Origin of the sequence: Vibrio sp. 947 (assembly GCF_033339115.1) — a bacterium.
GTDB classification, from domain to species: Bacteria; Pseudomonadota; Gammaproteobacteria; order Enterobacterales; family Vibrionaceae; genus Vibrio; species Vibrio alginolyticus.
The window spans coordinates 11714-28283 of sequence record NZ_JAWOTX010000045.1 but is presented as its reverse complement, the minus strand read 5'-3'; the positions used below and the strand labels follow the sequence as shown (position 1 = coordinate 28283).

Here is a 16570-nt window from a genome sequence, read left to right as displayed (position 1 = left end):
ACTAGTGAAGTTCGAAAATTGAGAACTCAATGCGCCACGAACTCTTTAAACATGGGCATGTTCGTGAATTTTCCCTGGGTTAACAGGCTATCACAGAACATCGACTGAGTTTCTGCATAAGCCATTGACGTCGGCGCAAACTCCTGCGAGAAACAAGGCGCGTTCATTTTTACGTTCGCAAAGTGTGCTGCGTGGCCACCTTCGTGGAACAGCGTGTTAATGCCATCGTAGCCGCTGCCCACTTGGTCTGGTTTGGCATTACTGGTGAAGTTCACCTGCGCTGCGACCCATTCGCCTTGATTATAGAAAGAAGGGATAGGGCCGTGGCAGAACCCATTCGGGTACTTACCTTTGCGATCTAGTAAATCCAGCGTTAGCGTCGCGCCAGAGTAATCAATATTTAGGCGACCAAATGATTCTACCCAGCGTCTCAGAGATTTTGAGAACGGCACGTATGGGTCAAGGTCACGCATAACGTTACCCGCGAATGAGTAAACAAAGTTGTAGCCTGCTAGTGCGCTTGCGCCTTTCTCTTTCGCCAAGTTTTCTAAGCTGTTTAGATGCGCATCTCGCGTGCGTTGTTCGAAATCTTCCAAAATTTCGAATAGCTGCTCGGAGCTCATCTTTTCCGTTTTTTGCACGGAGTAATCAAAGAAAGTCGCATAACCCAGTGAGCGAGCGAACTGGTTGCGCAGTTTGATCAGTTCAATAAAGCCGTTTCGCAGTAGCCATTGTTCAAGGTTCAGCAACGCTTGATGAGCCGATTGGCGAACTTCTTCATGATTGCTAGTGCGAATGGTTGAGCTTAATACTGGAAGTGAACCTTCTACTTGCTCGCCGTTCTCATCGGTAAATGTTTGTACGTGGTTCTGTTTTTTCTCGAAGAGCTCAGCTTCAAAGGCAATGAGCTGATTTTTCAACGCTTGTGCTTTTTCGCCCTCGATAGCGTGAGATTCAAACATCGCCAGCCAACCAGATAGACCCGTAATGGTTTGTTGTTTCTCTTGTGGGTCGGTAATTGAGTCCGCGGCTTCAAGCTGTTGTTTGATGGCAGTAATTTGCTCGGCGTTGCTTAAAAAGCTTGTCCATGCCGTTTGTGCTTGCGTCGAGCCATCATGGTCATCGCTGATCCCCATGTAAGTTTCCCAAAAGAAATCTTCTTTGGTGCGGTGAATCGCAAGGTAACGTTGATTGAGGTCGTTGAGGTAATCCGTTGCGGTCATTTTGATCCTTCAAATGGTTTCGTTATGTAGACAGTTGATTATTGCACGCTTGGTCGCGAGAAAGGAACGCTAATCTCATTTGTCGATTTTGCATCGCGTAAAGGTGATTTTACTATTTGTTTACATTTGGGTGAGTTAATAGGAGTTATGAGCTTGCAGTGTTAAGACTGGTATGGAGTTTACAGTTTATTAAGTAATTAATCTGCGGTGCGCTATCGATGATCCTTATCAGGTGTAATAAGATTTCCATATCGTGGCGATACAGTTGGAAACGATATGATAAATAAGACAAAAGTTACGTTATTGGCGGTAGGTACGATTTTAGTTGGATGTTCCACAGTCGCGCCGCCAAGAAATGATGCGGTTGAAAGCATTCAACAAAAGTGTTCTGTGATTTTAGGCAATGATGTTGCTGGCGATCAGCGCTGGCAGACGTACAACGGCTTGCTTGTAGAATATGCCGTGCATGGCGTTAAGAGTCAGGCGCAACTGGAACGCTTTGAAGCGTTTGTGCAGCGAGTACAAAATGATGAATCTGGACAGTTAGTTACCGAGCTGATTGAAGTCACCGATTGGGGATGCTCAAACGGCAATTATCTTGAAGAGATGGGCTTGTTTATTCAAGAAGTTCAAAAGTAGAAAACCGAGCGTTAAGTCGCTCGGCTTTTCTGTTTGTGGAGCGCTTTGTGCGCTGGTTAGTCAGGACGTTTACTCCTCTGGATACTCGCCCATACCTTGCGTTTTACCTTCCGCTTTCCAATGCTCTCCAGGGGCAAATGCTTCATCGCATAAATCTACGGTGTAGCCCATTTCTGTGATTTCCTTCAAAGTGAGGTTATCAGCAATATTTGCAACTTCCCCCGATTTATTCCGTAACTCCATGTTGATCTCTCCTCTGTAGGTAGACGAGTGGCATCAATGCACAGTGAAGAATGCATTGGTAACCTTTGTTCTAAGTATATAACCCTCTGCTAAAAATGAAGGTTTAATCCACTTTTTAAATATGGGTAATTGGATAATGCTTTGAGCTGCTTCCGTTATTTAGAACCGCAGCATCGCGATAGTTTGCCATTTGTGATTTATTGAGTGATTAAACGGTCAATTTGGAAACTCGAAATGGTGATTCTCGACCACGCTTTAGCACAACAAATTGTTGATCGAACCATGTCCATCATTGGTCACAATGTGAATGTGATGAACTCGGCAGGCATCATCATTGGCAGTGGCGACCCTAAACGTGTTGGGCAAGTGCATGATGGCGCGGTACTGGCTCTGAATCATGGCGATTCGCTAGAGCTTAATGAGCAGCAATGTTTGACGTTGCAGGGTGTCAAACCCGGTATCAATATGCTGTTGAAATTGCATGGTGACGTGGTCGGTATTGTTGGTGTCACAGGCGAGCCGGAGAAAATCCGAGATTTTGCCAAACTGGTTAAAATGACCGCTGAATTGACAATCGAGCAAGCCGCGCTGGTGGAAAAATTTCAGTGGGACAGACGTCATCGCGAAGAGTTTATTCTGGCTTGGATCAATGGGAAATTGACCGATGAAGAGCTGAAAGATTGGGCGATGCGTCTTTCTATCGATGTTACTCAACCACGGGTGGCAACGGTGATTGAAGTCTCGACGCCGTCGGCCTCAAAAAGCATGAAGAGTGTGCGCAATATTGTTGAACTGCTTGAATACCCAGAGCGTAACAACCTAGTTGCGATTGTCTCGGTGAATGAAATTGTGGTGTTGAAACCGTGTCATTCCGCCAAGCAGTGGGATAGCCAAGTTGAAAGTGAGCGCATTGATAAGTTGATGTCGCGTTTAAGCGATCACGATTCGCATACGTTTCACATTGCGCTAGGGCAGCTGTTTAATGAGCCTAAAGATGTCGCGTTGTCATACCAAAGTGCGAAGCAGGTATTAGCCATTGGCAAGCAGTTCTACCCAGAGAAACGTAAGTACCTGTTCGATGAACTTCGTTTGCCTGTTTTGTTAGCGCCGTTGGCGGATATTTGGCAAGGTGAACAAATTATTGATGGTGTGAAACGGTTGAAAGAGAAAGACAAATCTGGGCAATTATTGAAAACCCTAGATGCACTGTTTGAATGCAATGGCAATGTAACAGAATGCTCTAAAATGCTGTTTATTCACCGGAACACTCTGCGCTATCGGTTAGAGAAAATCACCGAGATAACAGGGCTACCAACAACCAATTTTGTGGGGTTAGCGGAGCTTTATATTGCGACTCGGCTCTCAAAAATGTCGTGATGTTGTGCATTTGCACAATACGCGTTATTTTTTGACCACATCATTTGTCACTCCGCCTAAAGGAATTCGAAAGCAAACGATTAATAATTCATGCGTCCCTACATGTTGAGTGAGCCAACACGGACTCGCTCAGCAAAATAAGAATAAATGGAGTTATCATGAACCTTATATTAATCCTGCTTGGGGTGATCGCATTTATTGTGCTCACGACCACCAAATTCAAATTACATCCCTTTTTAGCGCTGATCATCGCAGCGTTTCTTGCGGCATTTGCTTACGGATTACCGGCAGATAGCATTGCCAAAACCATTGCTTCTGGCTCTGGCGGTATCCTTGGTTACATTGGTTTGGTTATCGTTTTAGGTACCATCATTGGTGTTATTTTGGAAAAAAGTGGTGCGGCGATCACCATGGCCGATACGGTCATCAAAGTGTTGGGTGAGCGTTTCCCAACATTGACCATGAGCATCATCGGTTACATCGTTTCTGTTCCAGTATTTTGTGATTCAGGCTTTGTCATTCTGAACTCGCTCAAAGAATCACTCGCTAAGCGTTTAAAAACCTCAAGCGTTGCGATGAGTGTGGCGTTGGCAACTGGCCTATACGCAACGCACACGTTTGTGCCGCCAACTCCTGGCCCGATTGCCGCTGCGGGTAACTTAGGCCTGGAATCTAACCTTGGTTTAGTGATTGGTGTGGGTGTGTTTGTTGCAGCGGTTGCGGCGTTAGCGGGGATGTTGTGGGCGAACCGATTCCAACATGTTGAACCAGATGGCATTGAAGCCGCAGAAGAAATTCAGCAAGACTGGCAAGCACTCAAAGCGTCTTACGGCAAATTGCCAACGGCGAGCCAAGCATTCGCTCCTATTTTTGTTCCTATCTTATTGATCTGTTTTGGCTCTATCGCGAAATTCCCAAGCCTACCGCTGGGCGAAGGTTTTGTGTTTGATGTTCTGACTTTCTTAGGGCAGCCACTAACGGCATTGGTGATTGGCCTGTTCCTTTCTGTTCGCCTACTCAAATCAGACAACAAGATTGAAGAATTTGGCGAGCGAATCAGCCAAGGTATTACGGCTGCTGCGCCTATTCTTTTGATTACCGGTGCGGGTGGTGCATTTGGCGCGGTATTAAAAGCCACGCCGCTAGGTGAATACTTAGGTACGACGCTATCGGCGCTGGGCGTGGGTATTTTCATGCCATTTATCGTTGCGGCTGCGCTAAAGTCGGCGCAAGGATCATCAACGGTTGCATTGGTGACCACATCGACTTTGGTTGCGCCTATGCTTACGCAATTGGGGCTCGATTCAGAAATGGGCCGCGTATTAACGGTGATGGCGATCGGTGCAGGTGCGATGACGGTTTCTCATGCAAACGACAGTTTCTTCTGGGTAGTTTCGCAGTTTAGCCGCATGTCGGTGGGCTTAGCGTACCGCGCGCAAACCATGGCTACGCTCGTTCAAGGTGTCACGGCAATGGCATTGGTGTACATTTTGAGCCTCGTTCTCTTATAAGTCTCTGGAAGTACGTATGAAAGTGGTAATTGCACCTGATTCATTTAAAGAAAGCTTAACCGCCAAACAAGTGAGCGAGGCGATCAAAACGGGTCTTGCTCGCGTATGGCATGATGCTGAGTTTGTTACGGTTCCGGTCGCAGACGGTGGCGAAGGCACGGTTCAATCTTTGATAGATGCAACTCAAGGCGAACAAGTCTTCACAACAGTGACCGCGCCATTAGGGAATGATGTTGAAGCGTTTTATGGCATCCTCGGCGACGGCGAAACCGCAGTTATTGAAATGGCGGAGGCCAGTGGGCTGCACCTTGTGCCGAGTGACGCTCGCGACCCAAAACTGACCAGCAGCATTGGTACTGGACAGCTGATCAAACACGCGCTAGATAGAGGTATTCAACGCTTAATCATTGGTTTGGGCGGCAGCGCTACCAATGATGGTGGCGTGGGCATGTTGACCGCGTTGGGGGTGGCGTTTCTTGATGAGTCTGGTCATGCAATTACCCCAAATGGAGGCGGGTTAGCGGCGCTTGCGTCCATCGATATTTCTGGTCTTGACCCTCGTTTAGCAACTTGTGAAGTGTTGGTAGCGTGCGATGTTGATAACCCACTCTGTGGTGACAAAGGCGCGTCGGCTATCTTTGGCCCGCAAAAGGGAGCGACCGTATCAGACGTCACTCTGCTCGATAACGCATTGCGCAAGTTTGGCGAGTTGACGGAACAAGCGACGGGTAAGCATGTACTGACTCGTGAAGGGGCGGGTGCTGCTGGTGGTATGGGCGCGGCCTTGCTCGGGTACACGCCAGCACGTTTGCAACCGGGAATTGAGATTGTGCTTGAAACGGTCAAACTTGCTCAGCATGTTGCGGATGCGGATATCGTATTTACAGGCGAGGGTCGAATCGATCATCAAACCGCACATGGCAAAACGCCGATGGGCGTTGCTCAGGTCGCCAAGCAGTGTAATTTACCAGTCATTGCATTAGCAGGCTGTGTGGGCGACAACTATCAGGCGGTTTATGAGTGCGGCATTGATGCGGTGTTTGCTTGTGTACCAAGGGCGATGAGCTTACCTGAGGCCATGAAAGAGGCCGACGTCAACGTTGCTAACTTAGCCGAAAACGTCGCGAGAATGTGGCAAATTAAGTCGCACTGAAGGCGATGACGATATGAAAAACTCCACCTTTGCGTGGAGTTTTTTGTTGTTACGTGTTTGCGTGTGTAGGCATAAGTTCATTTAGCAAGAGCGAGTTAACAGGCATGCTTTGCTATCAATTTTGCCAGTGTTTGCATCGCTTGACTCCAATCGGTTTCATGACCAAAGTTTGCCACGCTGAGGCGTACGCAATGCCGATATTGCCCTTGAGTGCCAAATACGGTGCCGGGAAGTAGGCTGATTCTGTGCTTATTGCATGCTTGATACAACGCATAGCTGTCCGTGTCTTCGGGCAGTCGCAACCAAAGTAAGAACGAGCCTTGTACGGCGTTGATCTGGTATCGATTTTTTAGAGGTTCGTATTCATCCAAGTATTGATGAAGCATCTGGATAAATCGTCGCATGTTGTTTTGATAAACCCGCCCCATTCGCGCAGTATGCGTTCGATACTTGCCTGACGTTAGAAACGTTGCCACGGCGGATTGCATCAGGTTCAAACTGCCCATGTTCTCACACAGTAGATATTGTTCAATTTGGTCTCGATATCGCCCCGCCAACATCCAACCAATTCTCAAACGCGAATCGAGCGTTTTGGATAACGAATTCACGTAAATTACGCGTTGCTTGTCATCGAGCAATCTCAAGCTTGGCAATGGCTTATCATAACTTAACCCGCCAAACACATCGTCTTCGATAATAGGAATATTGCCGGACGCCAATAGTAATTGTTGACGCTTTTCTAGCGGCATCATGGCACCAGTTGGATTGGTGAAGTTTGGCGTTACGATGATCGCTTTTATGTCCCATGTCGCCATTGCTTTTGCTAAGGCTTCGGGGCACATACCGTCGCGTGGGCAACTCGGAATTTCCACCACTTTGAGGCCGAGTGATTCTAGCATCAATAAGTTGCCAAAATAGCAAGGGGACTCCACCGCGACGATATCGCCTTTTTGTGTCGTTGCGCGCAGCGCTAGGCTAATGGCTTGTTGCGCGCCGTGCGTCACCATGATCTCATCCAACTTGGCTGGCGTGCCCAAATCTTGTGTGATTTTCGCTAGTTGTTTGATTAAGAGGTGATCACCGGGTGGTAATTGGTAATGGCTCGGTACATGCGTTTGCTGCCGGCTGTGGCGGCCGATCTCGGCGTACAAGCTTTTGATCGCGGGGGAGTCAATGTTTGGGTGGGCAGAACCGGTAGGCAAACGCTCTTGGTATTCAGGATAAGTAAGGATTTCTTTGCAGATCGAGAGCAAATCCACGCGAGTCGGATCCGGAATTGAGCGAGAGGTCGGCAAGGCGACTTTAACTCGATAACCCGATTTGGGAACCGAGTAAACCAAGTTTTGTGCTTCCAGCTCTTGATACGCACGAATCACGGTATTTTTACTGACGTTTAATTCTTGGCTCAACGAGCGAATGGAGGGCAGTCGATCATCCGCCTGATAAACGCCACCATTGATGGCTTGTTTGAGGTGTTTTTCCACCACGAGGTACTTATTCCCTTCACCGCTTCCCAATAAATCTGTACCCATAAAAACACTTCCATCTGTCACTTTTTGAAAACACTGTACCTAATTACATTAGCAGTATCTCAAAACATAAAACAAGCGTGAGTGAGGCGATCATGTTAATCCGAGCCATCCCTTTTGTATTTGTCATCCTTTGGGCTTCTGGATTCGTTGGTGCGCGTTTTGGTTTGCAATATGCCGAGCCAGCGACACTACTTTCTATCCGTATGGCATTCAATGTCTTACTGTTTTTGGTTCTTGTGGCGGTATTGCGTAGAAGGTTGCCGACAGGAAAAGATTTTTGGCACAGCTGTGTAGTTGGTGCGTTGATCCACGGTTTCTATCTGGGCGGTACTTATTTCGCTATCGCCTTGGGTATGCCTGCTGGGTTGAGTTCGTTGTTGGTGGGTATTCAACCGATTTTAACCGCGGCTTTGCTGGTGGCGTTTGTTCGTGAGGAGTTTAAGCCCTCGCAATGGCTGGGTTTGGCTCTTGGTTTTGTCGGTATCGCTATGGTGTTGATGGGCAAAATGGAGTGGCAATCCGAGCAGCATAAAGTGCTGGCTATTGGTTTGTGTTTATTGGCTTTGGTTGGTATCACGCTAGGGACGCTTTATCAGAAAAAACATTGCCAACAAGTGGATATGGTCGGTGGTGCGACGGTGCAATATTTGGCCGCGCTCATCATGTTTCTGCCCGTTGCGATGCAGTTTGAAACCATGCAAGTGCAGTGGGAACTGGAGTTTATTTTGACTGTGTTGTGGTTGGTCGTCGTGCTCTCTTGTGTAGCTATTCTACTGCTGTTGTACATGGTTAAGAACGGTGCAGCATCGAGCGTAGCTTCTGTATTCTACCTGGTGCCGCCAACGACGGCGATTCAGGCTTGGCTCGCGTTTGGAGAGTCATTTGATTGGATGGGGATTTCTGGTTTCGTACTGGCAGCTACGGCGGTGTATTTGGTGGTTAAAAAGCCGGATCTGACGATAAAGAAATCGATTCAAACAGAATATACCTAAATTGGGTAGGGACATTTGCGTACCAGTGGGTACAATCTGCTTCATCTTAATCCGTGGAGCAGAATGATGAAGGTAAAGCCAGATCGAATGACCGCCATGCGTAGCATCATCGAGCAAGTAAAAGCGGAACTACCAATTTATGAACCAGAAACGTTTGTATGTGGACCAGAAGGGCAGTGCATTGGCTGTCCGAAGAAATTGTTGGAAATGGTCGATTCAGAAGTCACTTATTGGGAGTCAGCCATGGAGCGCGGCATTGTTCCGCAGTTCGATGAGATTCGTCGTTTTGGCAAAATGTGCACGAATGTTCGTCGTGGTCTGGTGCGAAATAATGTGCCTTTACTCAGTAACTAGAGAGTAAAAGTCGTCTAATATCTGACACATAGCGTCGTTTTGTTACACTGCTCTTTGGGTGCTGTTCTCAAGTTTGCGTGGTGTTTGTCTCTTCTTACCCTTTGGGTCTTTAATCGTAAAAAATTGGCGATATATTGGCTCGGTCTCACATGGATGTGGGGCTATTGTCTTGGGCTAGTTGAGATAAGAAACGTGAAATCAAAGGGATTTACGCTGATGGAAATCACCATAGTGCTTACCACTTTGGCTTTCATCGCATTAGCTGCTTTACCAGTACTACTCGATATTCATCGCCAAGCATACGCTGCGATGCTGCACAGTTCTCAGTCTTCTTTGGGTACGGCTCTCAAATTCTTTCATGCTCAAGCTGTGATTGATAACGCTTACGGCCAAGAGCACGTTCACTACATTGACCGACATGTCAAAACACGCAAAGGCATGCCAGAAGCGAGTGCCGATAGTATTCGAGCTTTGTTAGAAATCGATCTACCAGCCAGAGGTTATTCGAAAATTGACGTGCCGTGCAAAGGCAGTGATTTTTGCATCATCGGTCAGCAGCACCCAAACAGTGCTCATTTTGTCGCTATTCCTGATTATCAGTTCTTAGATAAATCGGGTGTTGATCGCGTGGTGTACATTTGGCCGCAAGGTTACACACTGGCAGAAGAAGCATGCTATTTCTACTACGTGAATCAAGCCTCTAACGATTCAATTGTTCGAGGGCATGTGACGCAAGGGTGTTAACCCCGAATAAGTGTTGCGAACAACGGTTATCGTGACTCTACAAATCTGGGCTTTTCGAACGGCTTTGCGCTTTATACAATATCATTTTTTGACTCATCAAGACTTTACCATTTGGCAAGGTCACTTCCCCAAGTTCTCCCTGATGTTCAAATCCAAACCGTTCATACAAAGCAATCGCTGGTGTGTTGGTTGTGTATACGTAGAGTGCGATTTGGTCGTAACCAAATTCCCAACCACGTGCGATCGCGACTGCCAATAGTTTCCGCCCCAATCCTTTGCCTCGGTAGTTTTTGTCGATGTGAATACCAAGAATACCGACGCGAAGGCGTTGCCCTCTTTCGTAACCGCACATCTCAGCTGGGTAGATTTCAACACTACCGATAAGTTTTTGGCGGTCAAACGCGACAAACTGAGGGATGGACTCGTTTTCCACACGTTGCAGGATTCTGCGAAGCGTTGCGTTATCGGGTGCCGGAGAAATCAAAAATTCCCCTTCGGAGTACACTCGATTCCACAGCGCGGTGAAGCGCGCGATATCGCTCACCTTGATGGATCTGATTTGCATTCATCTTCCTTGATTAGTGCAGGTTAGTAACGGTTAGGGGATAAGCTCAGATAAACAACGAATTTGGTTAGGAATGGCTTCGGCTGGTGCATCAGCGCCCGTTGGGTTAAACCAAATTGTGTTTACGCCCGCTTTCATCGCAGGGTAAATATCTTTGTGAGGTAAATCGCCAACCATGGTTATTCCACTTACGTTAACCCCTAACTGTTTTGCGATGGCGAGATAAAACTCAGGTTGGTTTTTAGCGATACCGAGGTTGGCAAAACAAAAATAGCCATTTAAGTATTGGTCTAAGTCGACGCGAACAAATGCACGCTGAATCTCTTCCATGTTGGAATCAGATGCACTGGTCGCAATGTAGATGGGATGATTTTGGGAAAGTATTGCCAGTGTTTCTCTGGCTTGAGGAACTGCTTCTACGTGTTCCCAATCGCACATTTTTCCTTGTGCGTGAGGGAAATCTACCATCAAGGTGTTCCCCCAATCGAAAAGATAAATCATGTTCGAATCTCCTTATCCGCACATCATATCGTCTTTTTCTAAAATCAGGGGGTAAATTGCATCGATAAATGCGATTTAGGTGGGTTTAGTCGTGAAAAGCGCTTAATTGTCGTTATCGTTACAAATGTTTCAGCATAATGCGTGAGTTAGTTTTAAAACCTTGATTATCGTAAAAGCGCTGTGCTGGCTGATTGAATTCCATCACTTCCAATCGAACTTGTGTGGCATTGGCATCGCGCGCCCATTGCTCACAGGCTTGGAGCAGTTGGCGGCCGATTCCTTGCTGCTTTTGCGCTTCATCGACAACAATTGTTCCCACGCGACAAATTGGGTCTTTGATCAGAAAACTGATGGTGTCGTTTTGGGTGATCATCGCGGTTAAGAAGCCGAGAATTTGCTGTTCGCGTTCGGCAATCAAAAAGAGTCGCTCTTTGTTCTCTAGTGCTTGTGCAAGAAATTCACGGTCAGCTTCTGAAGGCGCAACAAAGGCTTCTGGCGCATTCGCAAAATGCAGTGAATTAATTTGAAAATTAAGCTGAAAAATTCCGTCTAAATCATCGGGAATCGCTTGTCGGATATGGACTTGCATTCTATCTGCCCCCTGCAATATCGATAAATGATCCTGTGACATAAGAGGCTTCGTCACTTAATAGCCAAGCGATCGCATTTGCCACTTCTTCTACCGTGCCACCGCGTTTAAGAGGAATTTGAGGGCTGAGTCTATCTACTCGGTTTGGTTCTCCGCCGTCGGCATGCATATCAGTGTAAATGAAACCAGGTCGAACGCCATTGACGCGAATATTGCGCTCTGCCAACTCTAGCGAGAGCCCTTTAGTTAAGGTATCCATCGCGCCTTTTGATGTGGCGTAATCGACATACTCAAATGGCGCGCCTGAGCGCGACGCTCCAGAGGAGACATTCACAATTGCACCGCCTGCACTGAATCGCTTCGCCGCTTCTCGACAGCAGAGAAAACAGCTATTCACATTGGTGTTCATTACTTTCTGAAAGCGTTCCAAGCTGATTTCTGACAAAGGCGATTGAGTAAATAGGATGCCAACGTTGTTGACCAAGTGCGTCACTGCACCAAATTCACGTTCTGTTTCATCAAACAAGGAGAGCACTTGCTTCTCATCGGCTACGTCTGCGGCGATGGCAATCGCTTTGCCACCGTTTGCTTGTATTTCTGCCACAACTTGGTCGGCGGCCTCTTGCTGAGTGCGGTAATTAACGCAAACGCGATAGCCTTGCTCGGCCAGCTTTTTCGCCGCTGCGGCTCCAATGCCTCGGCTTGCGCCGGTAATGATGACTACTTTATTCAAAATACGTCCTTATTTTTGTAGTGAGTAGATTTTATCGGCGTAGGGTTTGCCACCAATTTGGTATGCGTCTGGAATGACCTCAATGAGTTCGAAACCACATTTTATCAGGACACGCTCTGACGCAATATTGCCTTCAGTGACCGTCGCGGAAAAGTGGTTGATGTTATGTGTCGAGGTTGCCCAGTATAGAAGCGCTTGAAGAGTTTCTGTTCCAAACTGTTGGCCATGAAATTCCGGCAAAAGTAAGTAACCTACCTCTGCCTTACCGTTTTCAATAGCAAAGCCAGTGATGCCGATGGGTTGTTCTGATTGCTTATTGAGTATTACAAGGCAAAGCCAATGCTGGCTATTTGGGGTCCATGGTAATAATCGCGAAGCAAATTTTTCTCTTATTTCTGTTTCGCTGGGACGATCGAAACAGAGCGCAATAACCTCTTGTTCGGAAAGTAATCGTTGAAAGAGTTCCCAGTCACTGGCTTTGATGGGTCTTAATTGGCTTCTGTGCGTCTCGATATAAACTGACATGCGTGTCCTTACTGCATCAATGTGGAGATTCAGTCTCTCATCCTCTTATCTGTTTAATCAAATAGTTGCATTCATAAAAGTGATTTATGTGGTGAATAGTTGGCTAGGCAATGGATTATTGCCATATATTCATCTTTGAGATGTAAATAACAAAATTTCATACTTGAGGAATACAGAGCAACACGGAAATGATGTGGATCAAGAGAGGACTACCCATAAAGTAGTAATTTGCGACCTATAATTACATTTTATTTGGAAGTGTTGCTAATTATGTCAATAAAAAAACGATATGTTGCACTGCTGGTTGCTGCCGGCATTGGTGTGGGCTGGTTAACTTTGGGGGGGAGTGCGGCAGTAATGCATTACACCTCAGATACTGAATTTTGTCTCTCGTGCCACTCTATGGAAACCCCTTACAAAGAGTACCAAGGCTCAGTGCACTTCAGTAATGCGAAAGGCATTCGCGCGGAATGTTCTGACTGTCATATTCCTCAAGAACCAATGGATTACCTGATCACCAAAATTCGCGCGTCGAAAGACATCTACCATGAATTTGTGACAGGTAAGATCGACACGCCAGAGAAATATGAAGCACATCGTAAAGATATGGCTGAAACGGTATGGGCTCAGTTCCGTGAAAATGATTCAGCGACGTGTCGTTCGTGTCATGATTTCGATGCAATGGAAGAGTTTGAGCAATCACGTGATGCGGCGAAGATGCACGAGTACGCAAAAGCGAACGATCAAACGTGTATCGATTGTCACAAAGGTGTGGCGCACTTTGCACCAGAAGCAGAGCTAGACAGCAAGGCATTTGAAACGTTGATGAGCTTCACCACAAAAACATCACCTAATGCCAAGGTTGTTTACCCTGTGACTGAAATCGCAATGGGTGAGATGGGTAAAATTAACCCAACGACGAAGTTGGAAGTAATCAGCTCTGAAGGCGACAACCGCACTGTTAAGTTGAACGCATTCCAAATGAAAGGCGCAGAGCAAGTGCTTTACATGGGAGAAGGTCAACGTGCCATCGTAGCAACGCTAACCGAGCAAGGCCAACAAGCGCTTGAAACTGGTGAATTTGAGGCAGATGTTTACGGCAACGAATGGCGCGCGGTTTCTCTAACAGGTGCTATTGATTCTCCAGTTGTTGACACGCTTGAACCAGTATGGTCATACGCAGAAGAGTTGGACAACGTTTACTGTGCAACTTGTCACGCGAAAATTCCTTCAAATCACTTCACAGTGAATGCATGGGGACCGGTAGCGAAAAGTATGGGTGATCGAACTGATATTTCAGCCGAGAACCTAGAAATTCTAACCAAGTTCTTCCAGCACCACGCGAAAGATGTGGTTGGTCACTAACGATAAATAGAAGGATAAGATTATGACTAATATGACCCGTCGCGGATTTCTAAAAGGCACTGGTATGGCGGCTGGTGCAATGGCATTCACTTCATTTGCACCTATGTCTGTTGCTTCTTCTAATGCTCGCGGCAAAGGCATTCTAACGGCGGGCCGCATGGGCCCAATGCTGTGTGAAGTGCAGGACGGTAAGCTGGTTTCAACCACGAACGCATTGCCACAAACGGTACCAAACAGCCTACAAAGCACCGGTCCTGACCAAGTGCACACTAAAGCGCGTGTTAAGTACCCAATGGTTCGCAAAGGTTACTTGGCAAACCCATCGTCGCCAGAAGGTGTGCGCGGTAGTGATGAGTTTGTGCGTGTGTCTTGGGATGAGGCTTACAAGCTGATCCACGAACAGCACATGCGAATTCGCAAAGAATATGGCCCGGCTTCTGTGTTTGCTGGTTCTTACGGCTGGCGTTCAAGTGGCGTGCTGCACAAAGCACAAACCTTGCTGCAACGTTACATGAGCATGGCGGGCGGTTATTCAGGCCACTTGGGTGACTACTCAACGGGTGCTGCGCAGATCATCATGCCGCACGTTGTGGGCTCTATCGAAGTGTACGAGCAACAAACCACGTACCCAGTGGTACTAGAGCACAGTGATGTGGTTGTGCTTTGGGGCTTAAACCCAATCAACACCCTAAAAATCGCGTGGAGCTCAACAGACTGTGCTGGTCTTGAATTCTTCCATCAATTGAAAAAATCAGGCAAGACGATCATTGCGATTGACCCAATTCGTTCTGAAACCATCGAGTTCTTTGGCGAGAATGCGGAGTGGATTGCTCCTCACCCAATGACCGACGTGGCAATGATGATGGGTATCGCACACACCTTAGTGAAACAAGGTAAGCACGATAAAGCCTTCCTCGATAAATACACCGCAGGTTACGACAAGTTTGAAGCGTACCTGATGGGCGAAGAAGACGGCGTAGAAAAATCAGCAGAATGGGCATCACAAATCTGTGGCGTACCTGCGAAGCAACTTGAGCTACTGGCTGACATCTTCAGTAAAAACCGCACCATGCTGATGGCTGGTTGGGGCATGCAGCGCCAACAATACGGTGAGCAGCGTCACTGGATGCTGGTTACACTGGCAACAATGTTGGGTCAAATCGGTTTACCGGGCGGTGGTTTTGGTTTCTCTTACCACTACTCAAACGGTGGTAACCCTGCTCGTGATGCTGGCGTACTTCCTGCGATTTCGGCATCGCTGGGTGGCGGCTCTTCTGCGGGGAACGACTGGGCGGTGTCTGGCGCGGTGCAAAGCTTCCCTGTGGCGCGTATTGTCGAGGCGTTGGAAAACCCAGGTCAATCCTACCATCATAACGGTCATGAACTGACGTTCCCGGACATCAAGATGATTTGGTGGGCAGGTGGTGCGAACTTTACTCACCACCAAGACACCAACCGTCTGATCAAAGCGTGGCAAAAGCCTGAGCTGATCGTGATTTCAGAGCCTTACTGGACGGCGGCTGCGAAGCACGCGGACATTGTTCTGCCAATCACCACATCGTTCGAGCGTAACGACTTAACGATGACGGGTGACTACAGTAACCAACACTTGGTGCCAATGAAGCAAGTGGTTGAGCCGCAAGGTGAAGCGCGTAATGACTTCGATGTATTCGCGGACATGGCAGAGATGCTAGCTCCGGGTGGCCGTGACGTATACACTGAAGGTAAAACCGAAATGGAATGGCTGTACGGCTTCTACAAGGCGGCGCAACAAGGTGGCCGTGGCTCTCGCGTAGCAATGCCGAACTTCAGCAAGTTCTGGGAAGATAACCAACTGATCGAGATGAAGTGGAACGAGAAGAACGCACAGTTTGTTCGTTACGCAGATTTCCGTGAAGACCCGATCATGAATCCACTCGGTACACCAAGTGGTAAGATCGAAATCTTCTCGAAAACCATTGAAGGTTATCAGTTGGAAGACTGTCCTCCACACCCAACGTGGATGGCACCAACCGAGTACACTGGCAATGCAAAAGACGGCGAGTTGCAGCTAATGACCGCGCACGCAGCGCATCGTCTACACAGCCAGTTTAACTACGCGAAGATTCGCGAAGAGTACGCAATTGCAAACCGTGAACCTATTTGGATTCACCCTGAAGATGCGAAAGCGCGTGGTATTAAAACGGGCGATTTAGTTCGTGCGTTTAACAACCGTGGCCAAGTATTGGTTGGTGCAGAAGTGACTGACCGAATCAAGCAAGGTTCAGTGTGTATTCATGAAGGCGGCTGGCCGGATCTGGATCCGAAAACCGGCATTTGTAAGAACGGCGGTTGTAACGTGTTAACGTTGGATATTCCGACCTCTCGACTTGCAAACGGCTGTGCGGCGAACTCGGCGCTGGTTCGTATTGAAAAATACACTGGCCCAGAATTAGAACTAACAGCGTTTGAACCACCAAGAAATGGTTAGAAAAAAGTAGCGTTTTAAAGCAAGAAGCCAGCGAATCGTTGGCTTCTTTTTTAT

16 protein-coding genes and 1 pseudogene are annotated in these 16570 nt (G+C 47.4%); 9 read left to right on the top strand and 8 right to left on the bottom strand.

The window, feature by feature from the left end; all coding sequences use genetic code 11:
• Positions 1-77 precede the first annotated feature (77 nt).
• Positions 78-1223: pseudogene (locus R7Q39_RS28600) on the bottom strand (M3 family metallopeptidase); the annotation flags it as partial.
• 276 nt (positions 1224-1499) lie between these two features.
• Here R7Q39_RS28600 and R7Q39_RS28595 point away from each other — a divergent pair.
• Positions 1500-1862, top strand: a complete 363-nt coding sequence (locus R7Q39_RS28595; RefSeq protein WP_042522348.1) for a hypothetical protein — start codon at positions 1500-1502, stop codon at positions 1860-1862.
• 69 nt (positions 1863-1931) lie between these two features.
• On the opposite strand, the gene R7Q39_RS28590 is transcribed toward R7Q39_RS28595, so the two are convergent.
• Positions 1932-2105 (bottom strand): hypothetical protein, encoded by a 174-nt coding sequence (locus R7Q39_RS28590; RefSeq protein ID WP_005374332.1) that lies wholly within the window; start codon positions 2103-2105, stop codon positions 1932-1934.
• Positions 2106-2339: 234 nt separating this feature from the next.
• Here R7Q39_RS28590 and R7Q39_RS28585 point away from each other — a divergent pair, with 234 nt between their 5' ends.
• The 3 genes from R7Q39_RS28585 (at position 2340) to R7Q39_RS28575 (ending at position 6146) form a co-directional block, all read left to right on the top strand.
• A complete protein-coding gene (locus R7Q39_RS28585) occupies positions 2340-3482 on the top strand; it encodes a sugar diacid recognition domain-containing protein (RefSeq protein ID WP_005374330.1) in 1143 nt (380 codons plus the stop codon).
• A 158-nt stretch (positions 3483-3640) separates the two neighbouring features.
• The gene (locus tag R7Q39_RS28580) at positions 3641-4993 is read left to right on the top strand and encodes a GntP family permease (RefSeq protein WP_318077170.1); all 1353 of its coding nucleotides are present in this window, start codon (positions 3641-3643) and stop codon (positions 4991-4993) included.
• Positions 4994-5009: 16 nt separating this feature from the next.
• Positions 5010-6146 (top strand): glycerate kinase, encoded by a 1137-nt coding sequence (locus R7Q39_RS28575; protein ID WP_042522351.1) that lies wholly within the window; start codon positions 5010-5012, stop codon positions 6144-6146.
• A 95-nt stretch (positions 6147-6241) separates the two neighbouring features.
• Here the strand turns inward: R7Q39_RS28575 and R7Q39_RS28570 are convergent, their stop codons facing one another.
• On the bottom strand, positions 6242-7678 hold the full coding sequence (locus R7Q39_RS28570; RefSeq protein WP_005383306.1) for a PLP-dependent aminotransferase family protein: 1437 nt from the start codon (positions 7676-7678) through the stop codon (positions 6242-6244).
• 92 nt (positions 7679-7770) lie between these two features.
• Here R7Q39_RS28570 and R7Q39_RS28565 point away from each other — a divergent pair, with 92 nt between their 5' ends.
• The 3 genes from R7Q39_RS28565 to R7Q39_RS28555 all read left to right on the top strand — a co-directional run bounded on the left by R7Q39_RS28565 (position 7771) and on the right by R7Q39_RS28555 (position 9768).
• Complete coding sequence (locus tag R7Q39_RS28565; RefSeq protein WP_047102508.1) at positions 7771-8670, top strand: DMT family transporter; 900 nt, start codon at positions 7771-7773, stop codon at positions 8668-8670.
• Between the two features lie 66 nt (positions 8671-8736).
• Positions 8737-9024 (top strand): hypothetical protein, encoded by a 288-nt coding sequence (locus R7Q39_RS28560; protein WP_005374318.1) that lies wholly within the window; start codon positions 8737-8739, stop codon positions 9022-9024.
• Between the two features lie 153 nt (positions 9025-9177).
• Positions 9178-9768 carry a type II secretion system protein gene (locus R7Q39_RS28555; protein WP_254901939.1) on the top strand — a complete coding sequence of 197 codons (591 nt, stop codon included), beginning with the start codon at positions 9178-9180 and terminating at the stop codon, positions 9766-9768.
• Positions 9769-9805: 37 nt separating this feature from the next.
• Here the strand turns inward: R7Q39_RS28555 and R7Q39_RS28550 are convergent, their stop codons facing one another.
• The 5 genes from R7Q39_RS28550 to R7Q39_RS28530 all read right to left on the bottom strand — a co-directional run bounded on the left by R7Q39_RS28550 (position 9806) and on the right by R7Q39_RS28530 (position 12681).
• Entirely contained in the window at positions 9806-10333 is a 528-nt protein-coding gene (locus tag R7Q39_RS28550; protein WP_047102510.1) for a GNAT family N-acetyltransferase, read from the bottom strand.
• Between the two features lie 33 nt (positions 10334-10366).
• Entirely contained in the window at positions 10367-10834 is a 468-nt protein-coding gene (locus R7Q39_RS28545; protein ID WP_047102511.1) for an HAD family hydrolase, read from the bottom strand.
• A gap of 118 nt (positions 10835-10952) precedes the next feature.
• Entirely contained in the window at positions 10953-11423 is a 471-nt protein-coding gene (locus tag R7Q39_RS28540) for a GNAT family N-acetyltransferase (protein ID WP_047102512.1), read from the bottom strand.
• 1 nt (position 11424) lies between these two features.
• Positions 11425-12156 (bottom strand): glucose 1-dehydrogenase, encoded by a 732-nt coding sequence (locus tag R7Q39_RS28535; RefSeq protein WP_005383319.1) that lies wholly within the window; start codon positions 12154-12156, stop codon positions 11425-11427.
• A gap of 9 nt (positions 12157-12165) precedes the next feature.
• Complete coding sequence (locus R7Q39_RS28530; protein WP_047102513.1) at positions 12166-12681, bottom strand: GNAT family N-acetyltransferase; 516 nt, start codon at positions 12679-12681, stop codon at positions 12166-12168.
• 270 nt (positions 12682-12951) lie between these two features.
• Between R7Q39_RS28530 and R7Q39_RS28525 the strand changes: the two genes are divergently transcribed.
• A complete protein-coding gene (locus R7Q39_RS28525; RefSeq protein WP_047102514.1) occupies positions 12952-14046 on the top strand; it encodes a NapC/NirT family cytochrome c in 1095 nt (364 codons plus the stop codon).
• A 22-nt stretch (positions 14047-14068) separates the two neighbouring features.
• Positions 14069-16516 (top strand): trimethylamine-N-oxide reductase 2, encoded by a 2448-nt coding sequence (locus R7Q39_RS28520; protein WP_104976335.1) that lies wholly within the window; start codon positions 14069-14071, stop codon positions 16514-16516.
• Positions 16517-16570 lie beyond the last annotated feature (54 nt).

Excerpts from the sequence above, each read along its gene's own strand:
- R7Q39_RS28595 (WP_042522348.1), top strand. The coding sequence starts at position 1,500 with ATGATAAATAAGACAAAAGTTACGTTATTGGCGGTAGGTACGATTTTA.
- R7Q39_RS28590 (WP_005374332.1), bottom strand. The coding sequence starts at position 2,105 with ATGGAGTTACGGAATAAATCGGGGGAAGTTGCAAATATTGCTGATAAC.
- R7Q39_RS28585 (WP_005374330.1), top strand. The coding sequence starts at position 2,340 with ATGGTGATTCTCGACCACGCTTTAGCACAACAAATTGTTGATCGAACC.
- R7Q39_RS28580 (WP_318077170.1), top strand. The coding sequence starts at position 3,641 with ATGAACCTTATATTAATCCTGCTTGGGGTGATCGCATTTATTGTGCTC.
- R7Q39_RS28575 (WP_042522351.1), top strand. The coding sequence starts at position 5,010 with ATGAAAGTGGTAATTGCACCTGATTCATTTAAAGAAAGCTTAACCGCC.
- R7Q39_RS28570 (WP_005383306.1), bottom strand. The coding sequence starts at position 7,678 with ATGGGTACAGATTTATTGGGAAGCGGTGAAGGGAATAAGTACCTCGTG.
- R7Q39_RS28565 (WP_047102508.1), top strand. The coding sequence starts at position 7,771 with ATGTTAATCCGAGCCATCCCTTTTGTATTTGTCATCCTTTGGGCTTCT.
- R7Q39_RS28560 (WP_005374318.1), top strand. The coding sequence starts at position 8,737 with ATGAAGGTAAAGCCAGATCGAATGACCGCCATGCGTAGCATCATCGAG.
- R7Q39_RS28555 (WP_254901939.1), top strand. The coding sequence starts at position 9,178 with ATGTGGGGCTATTGTCTTGGGCTAGTTGAGATAAGAAACGTGAAATCA.
- R7Q39_RS28550 (WP_047102510.1), bottom strand. The coding sequence starts at position 10,333 with ATGCAAATCAGATCCATCAAGGTGAGCGATATCGCGCGCTTCACCGCG.
- R7Q39_RS28545 (WP_047102511.1), bottom strand. The coding sequence starts at position 10,834 with ATGATTTATCTTTTCGATTGGGGGAACACCTTGATGGTAGATTTCCCT.
- R7Q39_RS28540 (WP_047102512.1), bottom strand. The coding sequence starts at position 11,423 with ATGCAAGTCCATATCCGACAAGCGATTCCCGATGATTTAGACGGAATT.
- R7Q39_RS28530 (WP_047102513.1), bottom strand. The coding sequence starts at position 12,681 with ATGTCAGTTTATATCGAGACGCACAGAAGCCAATTAAGACCCATCAAA.
- R7Q39_RS28525 (WP_047102514.1), top strand. The coding sequence starts at position 12,952 with ATGTCAATAAAAAAACGATATGTTGCACTGCTGGTTGCTGCCGGCATT.
- R7Q39_RS28520 (WP_104976335.1), top strand. The coding sequence starts at position 14,069 with ATGACTAATATGACCCGTCGCGGATTTCTAAAAGGCACTGGTATGGCG.